This window comes from Nonomuraea glycinis, assembly GCF_014646515.1.
Lineage (GTDB): Bacteria > Actinomycetota > Actinomycetes > Streptosporangiales > Streptosporangiaceae > Nonomuraea > Nonomuraea glycinis.
In genome coordinates, this window is sequence record NZ_BMNK01000003.1 from 370,120 (window position 1) to 384,654 (window position 14,535).

The following is a 14,535-nucleotide window of genomic DNA, read 5'->3' on the forward strand; positions in this document are numbered from 1 at the left end:
CGTGCGGATCGGCCTGGCGGTTCCCCAGTACGGCCGGTTCGCCTCGCTGGGCAGCCTGCGCCTGGTCGCGTGGGAGGCCGAGGCCATGGGCTTCGACTCCCTGTGGGTGGGTGACCGGCTGCTGACGCCGCTGGAGCCCAGGGACCGCTATCCGGGCGGCGACGGATTGATCCCGAAGGAGCACGGCGTCTTCCTGGACCCGTTCGCGGTGCTGACGGTCGCCGCCTCCCTCACCTCCCGGGTCCGGCTGGGCGCCAGCGCGCTGAACGCCTGCTGGTACGCTCCCCCGCTGCTGGCCCGCTCGCTCACCACCATCGACCGGCTCAGCGACGGCCGGCTCGACGTCGGCCTCGGCCTCGGCTGGTCCTCCGACGAGTACGCGGCCGTCGGCGTGCCGTGGCAGTCCAGGGCCGCCCGCTACGAGGCCACGCTGGACGCGCTGGAGGCGATCTGGCACAGCGATCCGGTGGCCTACTCCACCGAGCTGTGGACCGTGGCGCCCAGCCACATCCACCCCAAGCCCGTCGGCCGCCCGCCGCTCTACCTCGCCGGCTTCGCGCCCGACGCGCTCTCCCGCATCGGGCGCAGGGCCGACGGCTGGCTCACCGCCGCACTGCCACTGCCCATGCTCATCCCGATGTGGGATGCCGTACGGCGCAGCGCCGAGGCCGCCGGCCGCGACCCGGAGGCGCTGCGGATGGTGATGCGGGCCAACCCGATCATCACCCGTGCGGGCCAGGGGACGCCGCCGGTGAGCGGCACCGTGGCGCAGATCGCCGGCTATCTGGCCGAGGCGGCGGCGGCCGGGGTCCACGAGATCTTCCTGGACCTCCAGCTCACCGCCAGGGACGACCAGCACCTGCTCAAGCTGGCCGAAGAGTTCAGGTCCCACCTGACCTGACCACTCCGGAGCCGCCCGCCGACCCTCGCGCCAGGGCCGCTCCGGCGTCGTCAGACGTTGCGCCTGTACTGGCCGCCCGCTTCGAACAGGGCCTCGGTGATCTGGCCCAGCGAGCACACCCGGGCCGCCTCCATCAGCACCTCGAAGGCGTTGTCCTCGGACATGGCCGTCTCGCGCAGCCGGGCGAGGGCGGCGGGCGCCTCGTCGCGGTGACGCTCGTGGAAGGCGTGCAGCCGGTCCAGCTGGGAGCGCTTCTCCTCCTCGGTCCCCCTGGCCAGCTCCAGCTGGTGCGGCTCCTGCTGGTCGGCGCCGTCCGGGCCGCGGAAGGTGTTGACCCCGACGATGGGCAGCGAACCGTCGTGCTTGCGGGTCTCGTACAGCATGGACTCGTCCTGGATGCGGCCGCGCTGGTAGCCGGTTTCCATCGCGCCCAGCACGCCGCCCCGGTCCGACAGCCGCTCGAACTCGCTCAGCACCGCCTCCTCCACCAGGTCGGTGAGCTCGTCGATGATGAACGACCCCTGCAGCGGGTTCTCGTTGCGGGCCAGACCCCACTCGCGGTTGATGATGAGCTGGATCGCCATGGCCCGGCGCACCGAGTCGGCCGACGGGGTGGTGACCGCCTCGTCGAAGGCGTTGGTGTGCAGGCTGTTGCAGTTGTCGTAGACGGCGATCAGGGCCTGCAGAGTGGTGCGGATGTCGTTGAAGTTCATCTCCTGGGCGTGCAGGGAGCGGCCCGAGGTCTGGACGTGGTACTTGAGCTTCTGCGACCGTTCGGCCGCGCCGTACCTCTCCCGCATGGTGACGGCCCAGATGCGGCGGGCCACCCGGCCGAGCACGCTGTACTCGGGGTCCATGCCGTTGGAGAAGAAGAACGACAGGTTGGGCGCGAAGTCGTCGACGTTCATGCCGCGTGCCAGGTACGCCTCCACGTAGGTCAGGCCGTTGGCCAGGGTGAAGGCGAGCTGGCTGATGGGGTTGGCGCCGGCTTCGGCGATGTGGTAGCCGGAGATCGACACCGAGTAGAAGTTGCGCACCCTGCTACGGATGAACCACTCCTGGATGTCGGCCATCATCCTGAGCGAGAACTCGGTGGAGAAGATGCAGGTGTTCTGCCCCTGGTCCTCCTTGAGGATGTCCGCCTGCACGGTGCCCCGGACGGTGGCGAGCGTCCTGGCCCGCAGGTCACGCGCTTCTTCTTCGTACGGGGCCCGCCCGTGCTCGGCCTGGAAACGGTCCATCGCCTGGTCGATGGCGGCGTTGAGGAAGAAGGCGAGGATCGTGGGGGCCGGGCCGTTAATCGTCATCGACACCGAGGTGTTGGGCGCGGCCAGGTCGAAGCCGTCGTACAGGGCCTTCATGTCGTCGAGCGTCGCGATCGACACCCCCGAAGTGCCGACTTTTCCGTAAATATCGGGGCGCAGGTCGGGGTCGTTCCCGTACAGCGTCACCGAGTCGAACGCGGTGGACAGCCTGGTCGCGGGCTGTCCCTCCGACAGCAGCTTGAAGCGCCTGTTGGTGCGGAACGGGTCGCCCTCGCCGGCGAACATCCTGGTCGGGTCCTCGTCGTCCCGCTTGAACGAGAACACCCCGGCGGTGAACGGGAACCTGCCCGGCAGGTTCTCCGCCCGCAGGAACCGCAGCAGCTCGCCGTGGTCGGTGTAGCGGGGCAGGGCCACCCGGGGAATGCGGTTGCCGGAGAGCGTCTCGCGCCACAGCGGCGTGTGGATCTCCCGGTCGCGCACCTTCACGACCAGCTCGTCCGCGGTGTACTGCTCCTTCGTCGCGGGCCAGGAGTCCAGCAGCGCCCGGCTCTCCTCGCTCAGCTCCCGCTCGGCCCGCTCGCTCAGCTCGGCCAGCCGGGCGTCGGCCGCGCCCTCCCCGTCCCCGTTACGAGCACCGTCACCGGCACCGTCCAGCAGCGCGCGCACCTCGGTGAGCTGCTGCCGGCGGCGGGCGACCTCCGCCTGCGCCCGCGTCTCGGCGTGGTAGCCGCGCACCGTCTCGGCGATCTCCGCCAGGTAGCGCACCCGTGACGGCGGCACGATCGCGGCCGACGCCTGCGAGGTGCGGCCGCGCACCGCCGCCAGCAGTCCCGGCCCGGCCGGCAGGCCCTTGTCCACCAGCAAGTCCTTGAGATGGTGGTAGAGGGCGGTGACGCCGGCGTCGTTGTAGCGGGCCGCGATCGTGCCGAAGACCGGCATCTCGTCCGGCGAGACGCCGAACGCCTCGCGGTTGCGGACGAGCTGGCGGCGCACGTCGCGCAGGGCGTCCTCGGCGCCGCGCCGCTCGTACTTGTTGATCACGACCGCCTCGGCGAAGTCCAGCATGTCGATCTTCTCGAGCTGGGAGGCCGCGCCGAACTCGGGCGTCATCACGTAGATGGGCACGTCCACGTGCGGCACGATCCCGGCGTCGCCCTGGCCGATGCCGGGCGTCTCCACCACGACCAAGTCGTACCCTGCGGCCCGGCAGGCGGTGATGACGTCGTCCAGGCAGGCGGGCACCTCGTTGGGGGCGCCTCGGGTGGCCAGCGAGCGGAAGTAGGTCTGCGGGCTCAGGCTGTTCATCCTGATCCGGTCGCCGAGCAGCGCGCCGCCGCCGCGCCTGCGGGTGGGGTCGATCGCGATGATGGCGATGCGCAGCTTGTCGTCGTTGTCCACCCGCAGCCGGCGGACCAGCTCGTCGGTGAGCGAGGACTTGCCCGAGCCGCCGGTGCCCGTGATGCCCAGCACCGGCGCGGAACGGCCCGCCGCCCGCAGCCCCTCGACGAGCTCGGCGGGGGCCCGGCCGGACTCGATCAGGGTGATCGCGCGGGCCAGGGCCGGCTGGTCGCCCGAGACCACGGCCTCCACGGTGGGCGCGCCCCCCGGCTCGACGTCGCACTCCTCGATCAGCTTGTTGATCATCCCGGGCAGGCCGAGCCGCTGGCCGTCCTCGGGCGAGAAGATCCGGGTGACGCCCCGGGAGTGCAGGAGGTCGATCTCTTCGCGCACGATGACGCCGCCTCCGCCGCCGTACACCTTGACGTGGCCGGCGCCGCGCTCGCGCAGCAGATCCACCAGGTAGGAGAAGAACTCCACATGCCCGCCCTGGTAGGAGCTGATCGCCACGCCCTGCACGTCCTCCTGGATGGCGGCGGTGACGATCTCGTCCACCGACCGGTTGTGCCCCAGGTGGATCACCTCGGCGCCCTGGGTCTGCAGAATCCGTCGCATGATGTTGATCGCGGCGTCGTGGCCGTCGAACAGCGCTGCCGCTGTGACGAAACGGACCGGATGGACGGGAACGTGCACGCCTGATCACTCCTTCACGGGGCCTACAACCGAAGATACTAGGACGTCCTACTATTTCCCAAGGGCTGATGGGTAGTAGTGCCCTCGGAGGTGAGGCCATGCGTGCGATCACGCTGATTCCCGGCAAACAGGGCACGCTCGGGGTGACCGAGGTGCCGGAGCCGGAACCCAAGCCGAGTCAGTTGCTCGTCCAGGGTCTGGCCCTGGGCATCTGCGGGACCGACCGGGAGCTGAACTCCGGGGAGTACGGCTGGCCGCGGGCCGAGCCCATGATCCTCGGTCACGAGTCGCTCGGGCGGGTGCTCCAGTCGCCGGAGGGCTCCGCCTACTCCCCCGGCGACCTCGTGGTGGGCGTGGTCCGCCGGCCCGACCCCAAGCCGTGCCCCGCCTGCGCCAGGGGCGAGTTCGACATGTGCCGCAACGGCGAGTACACCGAGCGCGGCATCAAGGAACTGGACGGCTACGGCAGCGAGCGGTGGGTCGTCGAGGCCGGCTACGCGATCAAGATCGACCCCGCCCTGGGCGGGCTCGGCGTCCTGGTCGAGCCCGCCTCCGTGGTGGCCAAGGCCTGGGAGCACATCGAGGCCATCGGCTCGCGGGCCTGGTTCGGGCCGCAGAACGTGCTCGTCACCGGCGCCGGGCCGATCGGGCTGCTGGCCGCGCTGCTCGGCAAGCAGCGCGGACTCGACGTACACGTCCTGGACCGCGCCACCGAGGGCATCAAGCCCGCCCTGGTGGCCGCCCTGGGTGGCACCTACCACTCGGGGGACGGCATCGAGTCCATCGGCTTCAAGCCGGACATCATCGTCGAGGCCACCGGATCACCCAAGCTCGTCGTGGAAGCCATGCTCAACACCGCGGCCGCCGGCATCGTCTGTCTCACCGGCGTCTCCAGCGGCGGGCGGCTCATCCGGACGGACGCGGGCCAGATCAACCGGGACATCGTGCTGGAGAACGACGTGGTCTTCGGCACCGTCAACGCCAACCTGCGCCACTACCGCGCCGCCGCCGCCGCGCTGGCGAAAGCGGACCAGGACTGGCTGTCCCGGCTCATCACCCGGCGCCTGCCCCTGGACCAGGCCCCGGCGGCCTTCGAGCCGGGCGAACACGTCAAGGTGGTCATCAACCTGGAAACCTGACCGACCCCCGCACCGCTCAGTCTCTCGGTTCGTACGGTCTGCGTCTCGTGGGGGTGCGGGCCGCCGGGGGCCGGGTCTTGGTGGCCACCGGGCCGGAACGCGGCTCAGGGGCCGCAGGAGTGCCCCTCGACGCACCGGCCTCGGTGCGGGCGCGGGTCCGTGGGCGCGGGACTTCAGGCGGGAAAGGCCGGGCCGGGGGCGGCGTGGAAGATGGCTCGTTCCAGGGCCAGTGGAAGCGGCGGTGGTGACCACGGCGACGGCCGGCGAGGCGGAGCGAGACCACGACGGTGGTGGCGACCATGACCACCAGCAGGGCCAGCGGCGACCCCAGGACGTCCAAGGGTGAGCTCTCCCGTGCCCCTGAGCGCTCGCCCAGCGGGAACGGCTGATCGGTGGACCGGATCTCCTCCGGGGCGGCGTTGGCCTTGACCACGCGCGGCAGGCCGTACCCGACGACCTTGTCCGTCTCGCGGACCTTGCGCTTGAGCCAGACGCGGTCCACGTTCGCCTCGATGGTGTGGATCTTCTTGCCCTCGACCCGCTCGACGATGCCCACATGGTCGATGCCCTTGTAGCTCTTGCCGCCCTTCCAGTCGAAGAAGACCAGGGCTCCGGGCTCCGGCCGCTGGGACCAGGCGTCCTTCTTGATGAACCAGACCGCGTGCGAGGGGGTCCAGGCGAACTGACCGACATAGTCGGTGACGCCCGCCTTGTCGGCGGCCCAGGCGATGAACATGTCACACCACGGCGCGTCTTGATACTGCGGATCCTTGAGGCGGTCCGCGTACCAGTGGCCGAACTTGGTGTGTTCGCCCTTCTTCTCCCGGTAGCCGAGTTCTTCGCGGACCGTTTTCAATAACTCTTCAGCGATCGGGTCCAGCTTGACTCCCCCCAGAATGTGGCAGATCACGATGAACTGTAATAGCGGCATCGCGAACGTGCGCGGGACACACGGAGAGTGTCAAGCTATGAGCCGAAATATCGGTCTTGGGGCTGTTGGGGGTGGTGAGACAGATGGTGCGGTCAGCAGCCGGCGCCCACGCGGAAGATGTGCGTGTCGCCCGCGCCCGGCGTGACCACGTCCGCGACGATCACCGTCACGTTGTCCGGCGAGCCGCCCTCGTTGGCAAGGTCGATGAGCCTCTGGACGGCCAGGGCCGGGTCTGTCACCGTGGTCAGCACCTCGTGCAGGACCTCGGGCCCGAGCACGGTGGTGAGCCCGTCGGAGCAGAGGAGGTAGCGATCATCCGGCTCGGCCTCGCGCAGCGCCATGTCAGGCTCCGCCCTGCCCTCGCTGCCCAGCACCCGCAGCACCATCGAGCGGCGGGGGTGCACGGCGGCTTGGTCCTCCGTGATGCGCCCTTCGTCCACCATCGACTGGACAAGTGTGTGATCCTTGGTCATCTGATAGAGCGCACCATCGCGAAGCAGGTAGCCGCGGGAGTCACCGAGATGAGCAAGGGCGAACCGGTAACCGTCCCAGAGCATGGCGGTCACCGTGGTCCCCATCCCCCTGCGCGCGGGGTCGATGTCGGCCAGCTCGACCAGCCTGCGCGCGGCCTCGTGCACGGCGCCTTCGAGCACGGACTCAAGGTCGGTGCCCGTCTCGGGAAGCGTGGCATCCAGCTCGCGCATCACGGCGATGGCCGCCGAGCTCGCCAGCTCACCGGCCGCATGCCCACCCATCCCGTCAGCCACCACGAGCAACCGGCCGGACGCGTAGCCAGAATCCTCGTTCTGCTCCCTGCGGCGGCCCACGTCTGATCCGGCGGCATAGCGGATGTTCTGCTTCATAACCAGCAGTAAATCACTGGTTGAAAGACTTCACAAGCAGATGCGCTGAAGACTGGGTTGAACTACTGTGGCCTTCATGAGCCACGACCCGACCCTGAACGCCGGGGACATCGCCCGGCTCGCCGGTGTCGGGCGCGCGGCGGTGAGCAACTGGCGCCGCCGCCACGACGACTTCCCGCCGCCGGTCGGCGGCACCGCCCATCAGCCCCTCTTCTCCCTGCCCCAGGTCGAGGCCTGGCTGCGCCGCTATGGGAAGTCCTACCAGGTCTCCCTGGGAGATCGGGCGTGGCAGCGCCTGAAAGCCGCAGGCGATTTGCGCCTCGGCGCGGCGGTCGCTCAGGCGGGGGCGCACCTGACCACCGGCGAGAGCAACCTGGAGCCCGAGCTGGCCGCGCTCGTGTCGGAGTTCGCGGACCGGCACGGCGCGCTGACGGCGTACGAGTTCCTCGTCGAGCGCTACCTCGAAGCCCACTCCCGGCAGCTCTCCGTCACCCGCGACGACATCGCCGAGCTGATGGTCCGCCTGGTCGACATCGCCCCCGCCAACAGCCCTCCCCCGGCCGCCGGCCATCCCGAGATCCTCGACCCCGCCTGCGGGGTGGGGACGCTGCTGCTCGGAGCCGGCTCGGCGCGGGTGCTCGGGCAGGAGCTCAGCGAGGCGTCGGCGGGGATCGCGGCGGCCCGGCTGCGGCTGCGCGGCGCCGAGGCGGCGATCGTGACGGGCGACGCCATGCGCTACGACGGCTTCGCCGGGCAGAAGGCCGACGCCGTGGTCTGCGACCCGCCGTTCAACGAGCGCGCGTGGGGTTACGAGGAGCTGGTCGGCGACCCTCGCTGGGAGTACGGCCTGCCGCCGCGCGGGGAGCCCGAGCTGGCCTGGGTGCAGCACTGCCTGACGCACGTCAAGCCCGGCGGCCTGGTCGCGATCCTGATGCCGCCCGCCGCCGCCAGCCGCAAGGCGGGCCGCCGCATCCGCGCCAACCTGCTGCGCGCCGGGGCGCTGCGGGCGGTGGTGGCGCTGCCGGGCTCCGACCTGTGGCTGCTGCGCCGGCCGGCCGCCGGCGAGCGCCCGCCGTCCGACGTGCTGATCCTGGACGCGGCGGCCGACCTGGCGGTCGTCGAGCCGGCCTGGCGCGCCTACCTGGAGGACGGTTCCGGCCAGTCCGTCCGCATCATCGACCTGCTGGCCGACGAGGTCGACATGACGCCGGCCCGTCACCAGCGCCGCGACGACCTGGGCCGGGCGTTCACCGAGACCCGCGAGCGCTTCCTGGCCGCCGCCGCTCTGCCGCCCGACCTCAAGGTCCTCGACCAGCCGCTCGACCAGCCCGTCACCACGGTCGGCGACCTGATCAAGGAGGGCCTGGTGACGGTGGTCCAGGCGCCGCCCAGGATGGCCGTCGGCGACGGCGACGTCCCGGTCCTCACCGTCGACGACGTGGCCAACGGCACGCCGGCGTCCGGGCTGGCCTCGCTGTTCAAGGGCCTGGTCACGGTCCGGCCGGGCGACGTGGTGGCCTCCTACTCCAGCGTGCGGGTGATGGCCGAGGGAGGCTACGCGCTCGGGCCGCATCTGACCCTCTACCGGGTGGACGCGCGCAGGCTCGACCCGGACTTCCTGGCGGGGTTCCTGCGGGCCGCGGGCAGCCGCGCCTCCACCGGCTCCAGCAGGTTCGACGTACGCCGCACGCGCCTGCCCAGGCTGTCACTCAAGGAGCAGCGCGCCTACGGCGAGGCGTTCAGGCGGCTCGCGGTGCTGGAGGACGCGCTGCGGGAGACGTCGGCGCTGGGCCAGACACTGATCCGGCTGGGGCTCGACGGGTTGACCGACGGCCACCTGCACCCGCAGTCCTGACGGTGTAGTTTTTCCGAAAGACGGCGGGAGGGGGCTAATGGTCATCGGGGACCGCTATGCGCTCGATGCCCTTCCCCTCGGGCAGGGCGGCATGGGCGCGGTGTACGCCGGCCATGATCGCCATCTGGACCGCAGGGTCGCGGTCAAGCTCCTCAGGCTGCCCAGCGGCCCTGACCAGGAGCTGGAGCGCAGGTTCATCCGCGAGGCGCGCATCCTGGCCAGGCTGGAGCATCCCGGCGCGCCCGTCCTCTATGACTTCGGCACCCACGAGCAGCGGCTCTATCAGGTGATGCAGTTCATCGAGGGCGTCACGGTGGCCGACGTGGTGAGCGAGCACGGCCCGCTGCCGGTGCCCTGGGCCGCCGCCATCGCCGCCCAGGCGTGCGCGGTGCTCTCGGCCGCGCACGCGTTGTCGATCTGCCACCGCGACCTCAAGCCGACCAATCTCATGCTCTGCCCCGACGGCAGCGTCAAGGTGCTGGACTTCGGCCTGGCCATGCTGCGCGACGCCGACGTGACGACCTTCACCAGGGTCGGGCAGATCCTGGGGACGCCCGCGTACATGGCGCCCGAGCAGATCCAGCACGGCGTCGCCGAGCCGCGCAGCGACCTCTACGCGCTCGGCTGCGTGCTGCACGAGATGCTGACCGGGCGGCAGCTGTTCACCGGGCCCACGGACTATGTGGTGTTCGAGAAGCAGGTGAAGCAGCGCCCGCCGGCCGTTCCCGGGGTCCCCCGCGAGCTGGGCACGCTGCTGGCCCAGTTGCTGGAGAAGAAGCCGGGCGATCGGCCGGCCGACGCCGACGAGCTCTATCGGCGGCTGGAGCCTCTGGCGGTGTCGCTGCCGATGCTGCCGGGATTCCTCACGCAGGCGCCGAGTCCGGGCCGGATGTACGCCCGCATGGTCGGCCGCGTCCTCAACGGCTAGGGACCACCGTCCCGGCCGGAAACTCCCTGCTCATGTGGGAGCGCTCCCCACCCGGAGAGTTTGAGAGACCGCTCTCTCGGTAACGGCGATTGTTATCGCACAATCGTTGACAGCCCCTGGTTATGGCCGCGAATCTGGCGAGAGAGCGCTCTCTCAGTCACCCCCTTGGCACGAATCCAGGAGAGTTCCATGACCTCCCGTTTCCGGCGAATCGCCGTACCCTTGATCACCGCGTCGGCACTCGCGCTCGCGACCGCCGCGTGCGGCGGCAGCGACACCGCGTCCGGCCCCGCGTCCGACGGCGCCGCCGCGTCCGCGGAGAAGATTCAGCTGAAGGTCGGGCTCTTCGGTGACCTCGGCTTCAAGCCGCTGTACGAGGAGTTCAAGAAGACCCACCCCAACGTGGAGATCGTCGAGAACATCACCCAGTTCAACGACCACCACAACAACCTCGTCAAGCGCCTGGCGACCAACGCGGGAGCGGCCGACGTCGAAGCGGTAGAGGTCGGCTACATCAGCACCTTCACCGCCCAGCCGCAGAAGTTCCACGACCTCAAGCAGTACGGCCTCGACAAGCGGCAGGGCGACTACCTCGACTGGAAGTGGCAGCAGGGCCTGAGCAAGCAGGGCGGGCAGGTGCTCGGCCTCGGCACCGACGTCGGCGGGCTGGCCATGTGCTACCGCAAGGACCTGTTCAAGAAGGCCGGGCTGCCCGAGGACCGCGAGAAGGTCGCCGCGCTCTGGCCCACCTGGGAGGACTACATCGCCACGGGCAAGAAGTTCGCCGCGGCGGACGTGGCCGGCGCCAAGTTCGTGGACGCCCCCGGTGAGATCTTCCGCGCGATCGTGAACCAGGCCCCGACAGGCCTGTACGACCCGCAGGACAACCTCGTCGTGGACTCCAACCCGGACGTCAAGAAGGCCTGGGACCTGTCCAACCAGATCACCGCCGAGGGGCTGACCGCCAAGCTCGCCGCCTTCACCCCGCCGTGGAACACCGGCTTCGCCAAGGGCTCGTTCGCCACGATCATCTGCCCGGCCTGGATGACCGGCTTCATCCAGGAGCAGGCCAAGGACGCCACCGGCAAGTGGGACATCGCCACCGTCCCCGGCGGATCGGGCAACAGCGGCGGCTCCCACCTGATGGTGCCCAAGCAGAGCAAGCACCCGAAGGAGGCCGCCGAGCTGGTCGACTTCCTCACCACCAAGGACGCCCAGGCCCAGATCTTCAAGGAGGAGGGCATCTTCCCGTCGATCCCGGCGCTCTACGACGACCCGTCGATCCAGAGCTTCACCAAGCCGTTCTTCGGTGACACGCCCATCGGCAAGATCTACTCCGAGGCCGCCAAGGCGCTCAAGCCGCAGCACCTCGGCCCGAAGGAGGCCGACGTCCGCACGGCCATCGGCAACGGCCTGGGCCGGGTCGAGCAGGGCAAGCAGACCCCGGACGAGTCGTGGGCGCAGGTGCTCGAGGACGTCAAGAAGATCAAATGAGTACTTTCCCCCTCGCGGTCACCCGACCACGTAGGCGGAGCATGCGGCACACCCTCGACACGAGGGTGTCGCCGTACGCCTACGTCGCCCCCTTCTTCCTGCTGTTCGGCGCGTTCGGCCTCTTCCCGCTGTTCTATACGGCCTGGGTCAGCCTGCACGAGTGGACGCTGCTGGACGAGGAGCAGACGTTCATCGGGCTGAAGAACTACGAGACGCTGCTGGCCGACGGCTACTTCTGGAACGCCACGTTCAACACGCTGTCGATCGGCGTGCTGTCGACCGTGCCGCAGCTGGTGCTGTCCATCTGGCTCGCGCACCTGCTCAACCGGCGGCTGCGCTTCCAGACGCTGTTCCGGATCTCGCTGCTGCTGCCGAACGTGACCAGCGTGGTGGCCGTCGTGGTGATCTTCAGCCAGCTGTTCGGCCGGGACTTCGGGCTGATCAACTGGATGCTGTCGCTGGTCGGCGTCGGTCAGATCGACTGGGCCGCCGGGACCGCGACCTCGCACATCGCGCTCTCCGTGATGATCATGTGGCGGTGGACCGGCTACAACGCGCTCATCTTCCTGGCCGCGATGCAGGCCGTGCCACGGGAGCTGTACGAGGCCGCGACCCTGGACGGCGCGAGCGGCGCCACCCAGCTGCGCCGGATCACCATCCCGATGATCCGGCCGACGATCATCTTCGTGGTCATCGTCTCCACCATCGGCGCCATGCAGGTCATCGCCGAGCCGATGCTGTTCGGCACGAGCAGCGGCGGCGGCGGCGGCCTGGTGAGCGGCGGGCCGGACCGGCAGTTCCAGACGCTGGCGCTGTACGTCTACGAGCAGGCCTTCACCGTGTTCGACTTCGGCTACGCCTCGGCGGCGTCGTGGGTGATGTTCCTCATCGTGGTGCTGGTCGCCGGCGTGAACTTCCTGCTCAGCAGGCGCGTGAAGGGTGGTCTGCTGTGAGACTGCGCTATCTGACGCTGACCGCGGTGGCCTTCTTCTCGGCCTTCCCGCTCTACTACAGCGTGGTCGTGGCCTCCCGGCACAACTCGGCGCTGGCCGAGGTGCCGCCGCCGCTGCTGCCCGGCGGCAATTTCTTCGCCAACGTGGCCCGGGTCTTCGACACCGTGCCCTTCGGGCTCGCGCTGCTGAACTCGGTCATCGTGGCGGGGTCGATCTCGCTGGCGGTGATGTTCTTCTCGACGTTGGCCGGGTTCGCCTTCGCCAAGCTGCGCTTCCGGGGCAAGAACGTGATGCTCGTCATCACGGTCGCGACCATGATGGTGCCCGCCCAGCTCGGCATCATCCCGCTCTACATGCTCATGATCAAGCTGGAGTGGACCGGCACCAACTACGCGCTGATCGTGCCGGCGCTGGTCAACGCCTTCGGCGTGTTCTTCATGACGCAGTATCTGTCCAGGGCGCTGCCGAACGAGCTGCTGGAGGCGGGGCGGGTCGACGGGTGCACGACCTGGGGGCTCTTCTGGCACGTCGTGCTGCCCGCCGCCCGGCCCGCGGCGGCCGTGCTCGGCATGCTGACCTTCATGTCGGCCTGGAACGACTACTTCTGGCCGCTCGTCGTCCTCACCCCGGACAATCCGACGGTCCAGGTGGCGCTGTCGACACTCGCCAGCGGGTACGTCAACGACTACGTGCTGGGGCTGGCCGGGACCGCGATCGGCACACTGCCGCTCGTCCTCGTCTTCGCCCTGTTCGGTAAGCAAATCATCGGCGGAATCATGCAAGGAGCGGTCAAGGGATGATTTTCCCGGAAAACTTCGTCTGGGGCGCCGCAACGGCTTCCTACCAGATCGAGGGGGCGGTCAAGGAGGACGGGCGCGGCCAGTCGATCTGGGACACCTTCTCCCATGCCCCCGGCAACGTGGCGGACGGCGACACAGGGGACGTCGCCTGCGATCATTACCACCGTTACCAGGACGACGTCGAGCTGATGCGTGAGCTGCGGCTGGCGGCCTACCGGTTCTCGGTGGCCTGGCCGCGCATCCAGCCCGACGGGCAGGGGCCGGCCAACCCGCGCGGGCTGGCGTTCTACGACAAGCTCGTGGACAAGCTCCTGGAAGCCGAAATTTCGCCGTACATCACGCTTTATCACTGGGATCTTCCCCAAGCGCTGGAGGACCACGGCGGCTGGGCGAACCGCGACACCGCCTACCGCTTCGCCGACTACGCCCAGCTCGTCCACGACCGGCTGGGCGACCGGGTGCACGACTGGGCGACCCTGAACGAGCCGTGGGTCGCGGCCTTCCTCGGCTACGGCAACGGCGTGCACGCCCCCGGCCGCAAGAACCCGGCCCACGCCCTGCGCTCGGCCCACCACCTGATGCTGGGCCACGGCCTGGCGGCGACCCGGCTGCGGGAGCTCGGCGCGCGGAGCATCATGCTGGTGGTCAACTCCTCCCCGGTGCTGACCCCGGCCCAGGTCAACGACCCGCAGGCGGTCGCGAGCGAGGCGGACGCGGCCGCCGTCGACCGCATCCACGCGCTGCTCACCAGGCAGTTCCTCGACCCGGCGGTCTACGGCCGCTACCCCGAGGAGGTGCTGGCCGCAGCGGAGCGCAACGGCGGCACCGAGCACATCCAGGACGGCGACCTCAAGATCATCAACGCACCGATCGACCTGGTCGGGATCAACTACTACAACCCGTGCGTGGTGCAGGCCGGTCCCGGCCGGCCCGCCGACGCGGCCTGGCCGGGCTCGGAGGACGTCGAGTTCGCCGCGGCGGACGCGCCGACCACCGCGATGGGCTGGCCGATCGTCCCCGACGGCCTGTCCCGGCTGCTGGTACGGCTCTCGCAGGACTATCCGCAGGTGGGCCTCATGGTCACGGAGAACGGCGCGGCCTTCGACGACGTCGTGCAGGACGGCCGGGTGCACGACGTGGACCGGGTCTCCTACCTGCGCGGACACCTGCACGAGGTGGGCCGGGCCATCGAGCAGGGCGCCGACCTGCGGGGCTACCTCGTCTGGTCGCTGCTGGACAACTTCGAGTGGGCGGAGGGCTACCGGCGCCGGTTCGGCATCGTGCACGTGGACTACGCGACGCAGACCAGGGTGCCCAAGGACAGCGCGCTGTGGTACCGCGACGTGATCGCCGCGAACGGCCTGTAGATTCCTTC

At 69.8% G+C, this 14,535-nt stretch carries 11 protein-coding genes; 8 read left to right on the plus strand and 3 right to left on the minus strand.

Translation table 11 applies throughout. From position 1 onward, the window contains the following. Nucleotide 1 precedes the first annotated feature (1 nt). On the plus strand, nt 2-901 hold the full coding sequence (locus IEY87_RS11275) for a TIGR03619 family F420-dependent LLM class oxidoreductase (protein ID WP_189138497.1): 900 nt from the start codon (nt 2-4) through the stop codon (nt 899-901). Between the two features lie 50 nt (nt 902-951). Here IEY87_RS11275 and icmF read toward each other — a convergent pair whose 3' ends face one another. Further along, on the minus strand, nt 952-4,197 hold the full coding sequence (gene icmF / locus IEY87_RS11280) for a fused isobutyryl-CoA mutase/GTPase IcmF (protein WP_189138498.1): 3,246 nt from the start codon (nt 4,195-4,197) through the stop codon (nt 952-954). A 98-nt stretch (nt 4,198-4,295) separates the two neighbouring features. On the opposite strand from icmF, the gene IEY87_RS11285 reads away from it, so the two are divergent. After that, nucleotides 4,296-5,336: a glucose 1-dehydrogenase gene (locus tag IEY87_RS11285; RefSeq protein WP_189138499.1), complete on the plus strand. Its 1,041-nt coding sequence runs from the start codon at nt 4,296-4,298 to the stop codon at nt 5,334-5,336. 16 nt (nt 5,337-5,352) lie between these two features. On the opposite strand, the gene IEY87_RS11290 is transcribed toward IEY87_RS11285, so the two are convergent. Together IEY87_RS11290 and IEY87_RS11295 are read right to left on the minus strand one after the other, a co-directional pair. Then, nucleotides 5,353-6,246 (minus strand): CHAP domain-containing protein, encoded by an 894-nt coding sequence (locus IEY87_RS11290; RefSeq protein ID WP_225276936.1) that lies wholly within the window; start codon nt 6,244-6,246, stop codon nt 5,353-5,355. A gap of 113 nt (nt 6,247-6,359) precedes the next feature. Beyond that, nucleotides 6,360-7,130, minus strand: a complete 771-nt coding sequence (locus IEY87_RS11295; protein WP_189138500.1) for a PP2C family protein-serine/threonine phosphatase — start codon at nt 7,128-7,130, stop codon at nt 6,360-6,362. A 76-nt stretch (nt 7,131-7,206) separates the two neighbouring features. On the opposite strand from IEY87_RS11295, the gene IEY87_RS11300 reads away from it, so the two are divergent. The 6 genes from IEY87_RS11300 to IEY87_RS11325 all read left to right on the plus strand — a co-directional run bounded on the left by IEY87_RS11300 (nt 7,207) and on the right by IEY87_RS11325 (nt 14,527). Next, on the plus strand, nt 7,207-8,985 hold the full coding sequence (locus IEY87_RS11300; protein WP_189138501.1) for an N-6 DNA methylase: 1,779 nt from the start codon (nt 7,207-7,209) through the stop codon (nt 8,983-8,985). Between the two features lie 37 nt (nt 8,986-9,022). Then, nucleotides 9,023-9,913, plus strand: a complete 891-nt coding sequence (locus IEY87_RS11305; protein WP_189138502.1) for a serine/threonine-protein kinase — start codon at nt 9,023-9,025, stop codon at nt 9,911-9,913. 189 nt (nt 9,914-10,102) lie between these two features. Continuing rightward, complete coding sequence (locus IEY87_RS11310) at nt 10,103-11,407, plus strand: ABC transporter substrate-binding protein (protein WP_189138503.1); 1,305 nt, start codon at nt 10,103-10,105, stop codon at nt 11,405-11,407. Next, a complete protein-coding gene (locus IEY87_RS11315) occupies nt 11,404-12,360 on the plus strand; it encodes a carbohydrate ABC transporter permease (RefSeq protein ID WP_189138504.1) in 957 nt (318 codons plus the stop codon). The genes IEY87_RS11310 and IEY87_RS11315 overlap by 4 nt, the downstream gene beginning before the upstream one ends. After that, complete coding sequence (locus IEY87_RS11320) at nt 12,357-13,160, plus strand: carbohydrate ABC transporter permease (protein WP_189138505.1); 804 nt, start codon at nt 12,357-12,359, stop codon at nt 13,158-13,160. Before IEY87_RS11315 ends, IEY87_RS11320 begins: the two co-directional genes overlap by 4 nt. Then, a complete protein-coding gene (locus tag IEY87_RS11325; protein WP_189138506.1) occupies nt 13,157-14,527 on the plus strand; it encodes a GH1 family beta-glucosidase in 1,371 nt (456 codons plus the stop codon). The genes IEY87_RS11320 and IEY87_RS11325 overlap by 4 nt, the downstream gene beginning before the upstream one ends. Nucleotides 14,528-14,535: the final 8 nt, after the last annotated feature.

Excerpts from the sequence above, each read along its gene's own strand:
- IEY87_RS11285 (WP_189138499.1), top strand. The coding sequence starts at position 4,296 with ATGCGTGCGATCACGCTGATTCCCGGCAAACAGGGCACGCTCGGGGTG.
- IEY87_RS11295 (WP_189138500.1), bottom strand. The coding sequence starts at position 7,130 with ATGAAGCAGAACATCCGCTATGCCGCCGGATCAGACGTGGGCCGCCGC.
- IEY87_RS11300 (WP_189138501.1), top strand. The coding sequence starts at position 7,207 with ATGAGCCACGACCCGACCCTGAACGCCGGGGACATCGCCCGGCTCGCC.
- IEY87_RS11305 (WP_189138502.1), top strand. The coding sequence starts at position 9,023 with ATGGTCATCGGGGACCGCTATGCGCTCGATGCCCTTCCCCTCGGGCAG.
- IEY87_RS11310 (WP_189138503.1), top strand. The coding sequence starts at position 10,103 with ATGACCTCCCGTTTCCGGCGAATCGCCGTACCCTTGATCACCGCGTCG.
- IEY87_RS11315 (WP_189138504.1), top strand. The coding sequence starts at position 11,404 with ATGAGTACTTTCCCCCTCGCGGTCACCCGACCACGTAGGCGGAGCATG.
- IEY87_RS11325 (WP_189138506.1), top strand. The coding sequence starts at position 13,157 with ATGATTTTCCCGGAAAACTTCGTCTGGGGCGCCGCAACGGCTTCCTAC.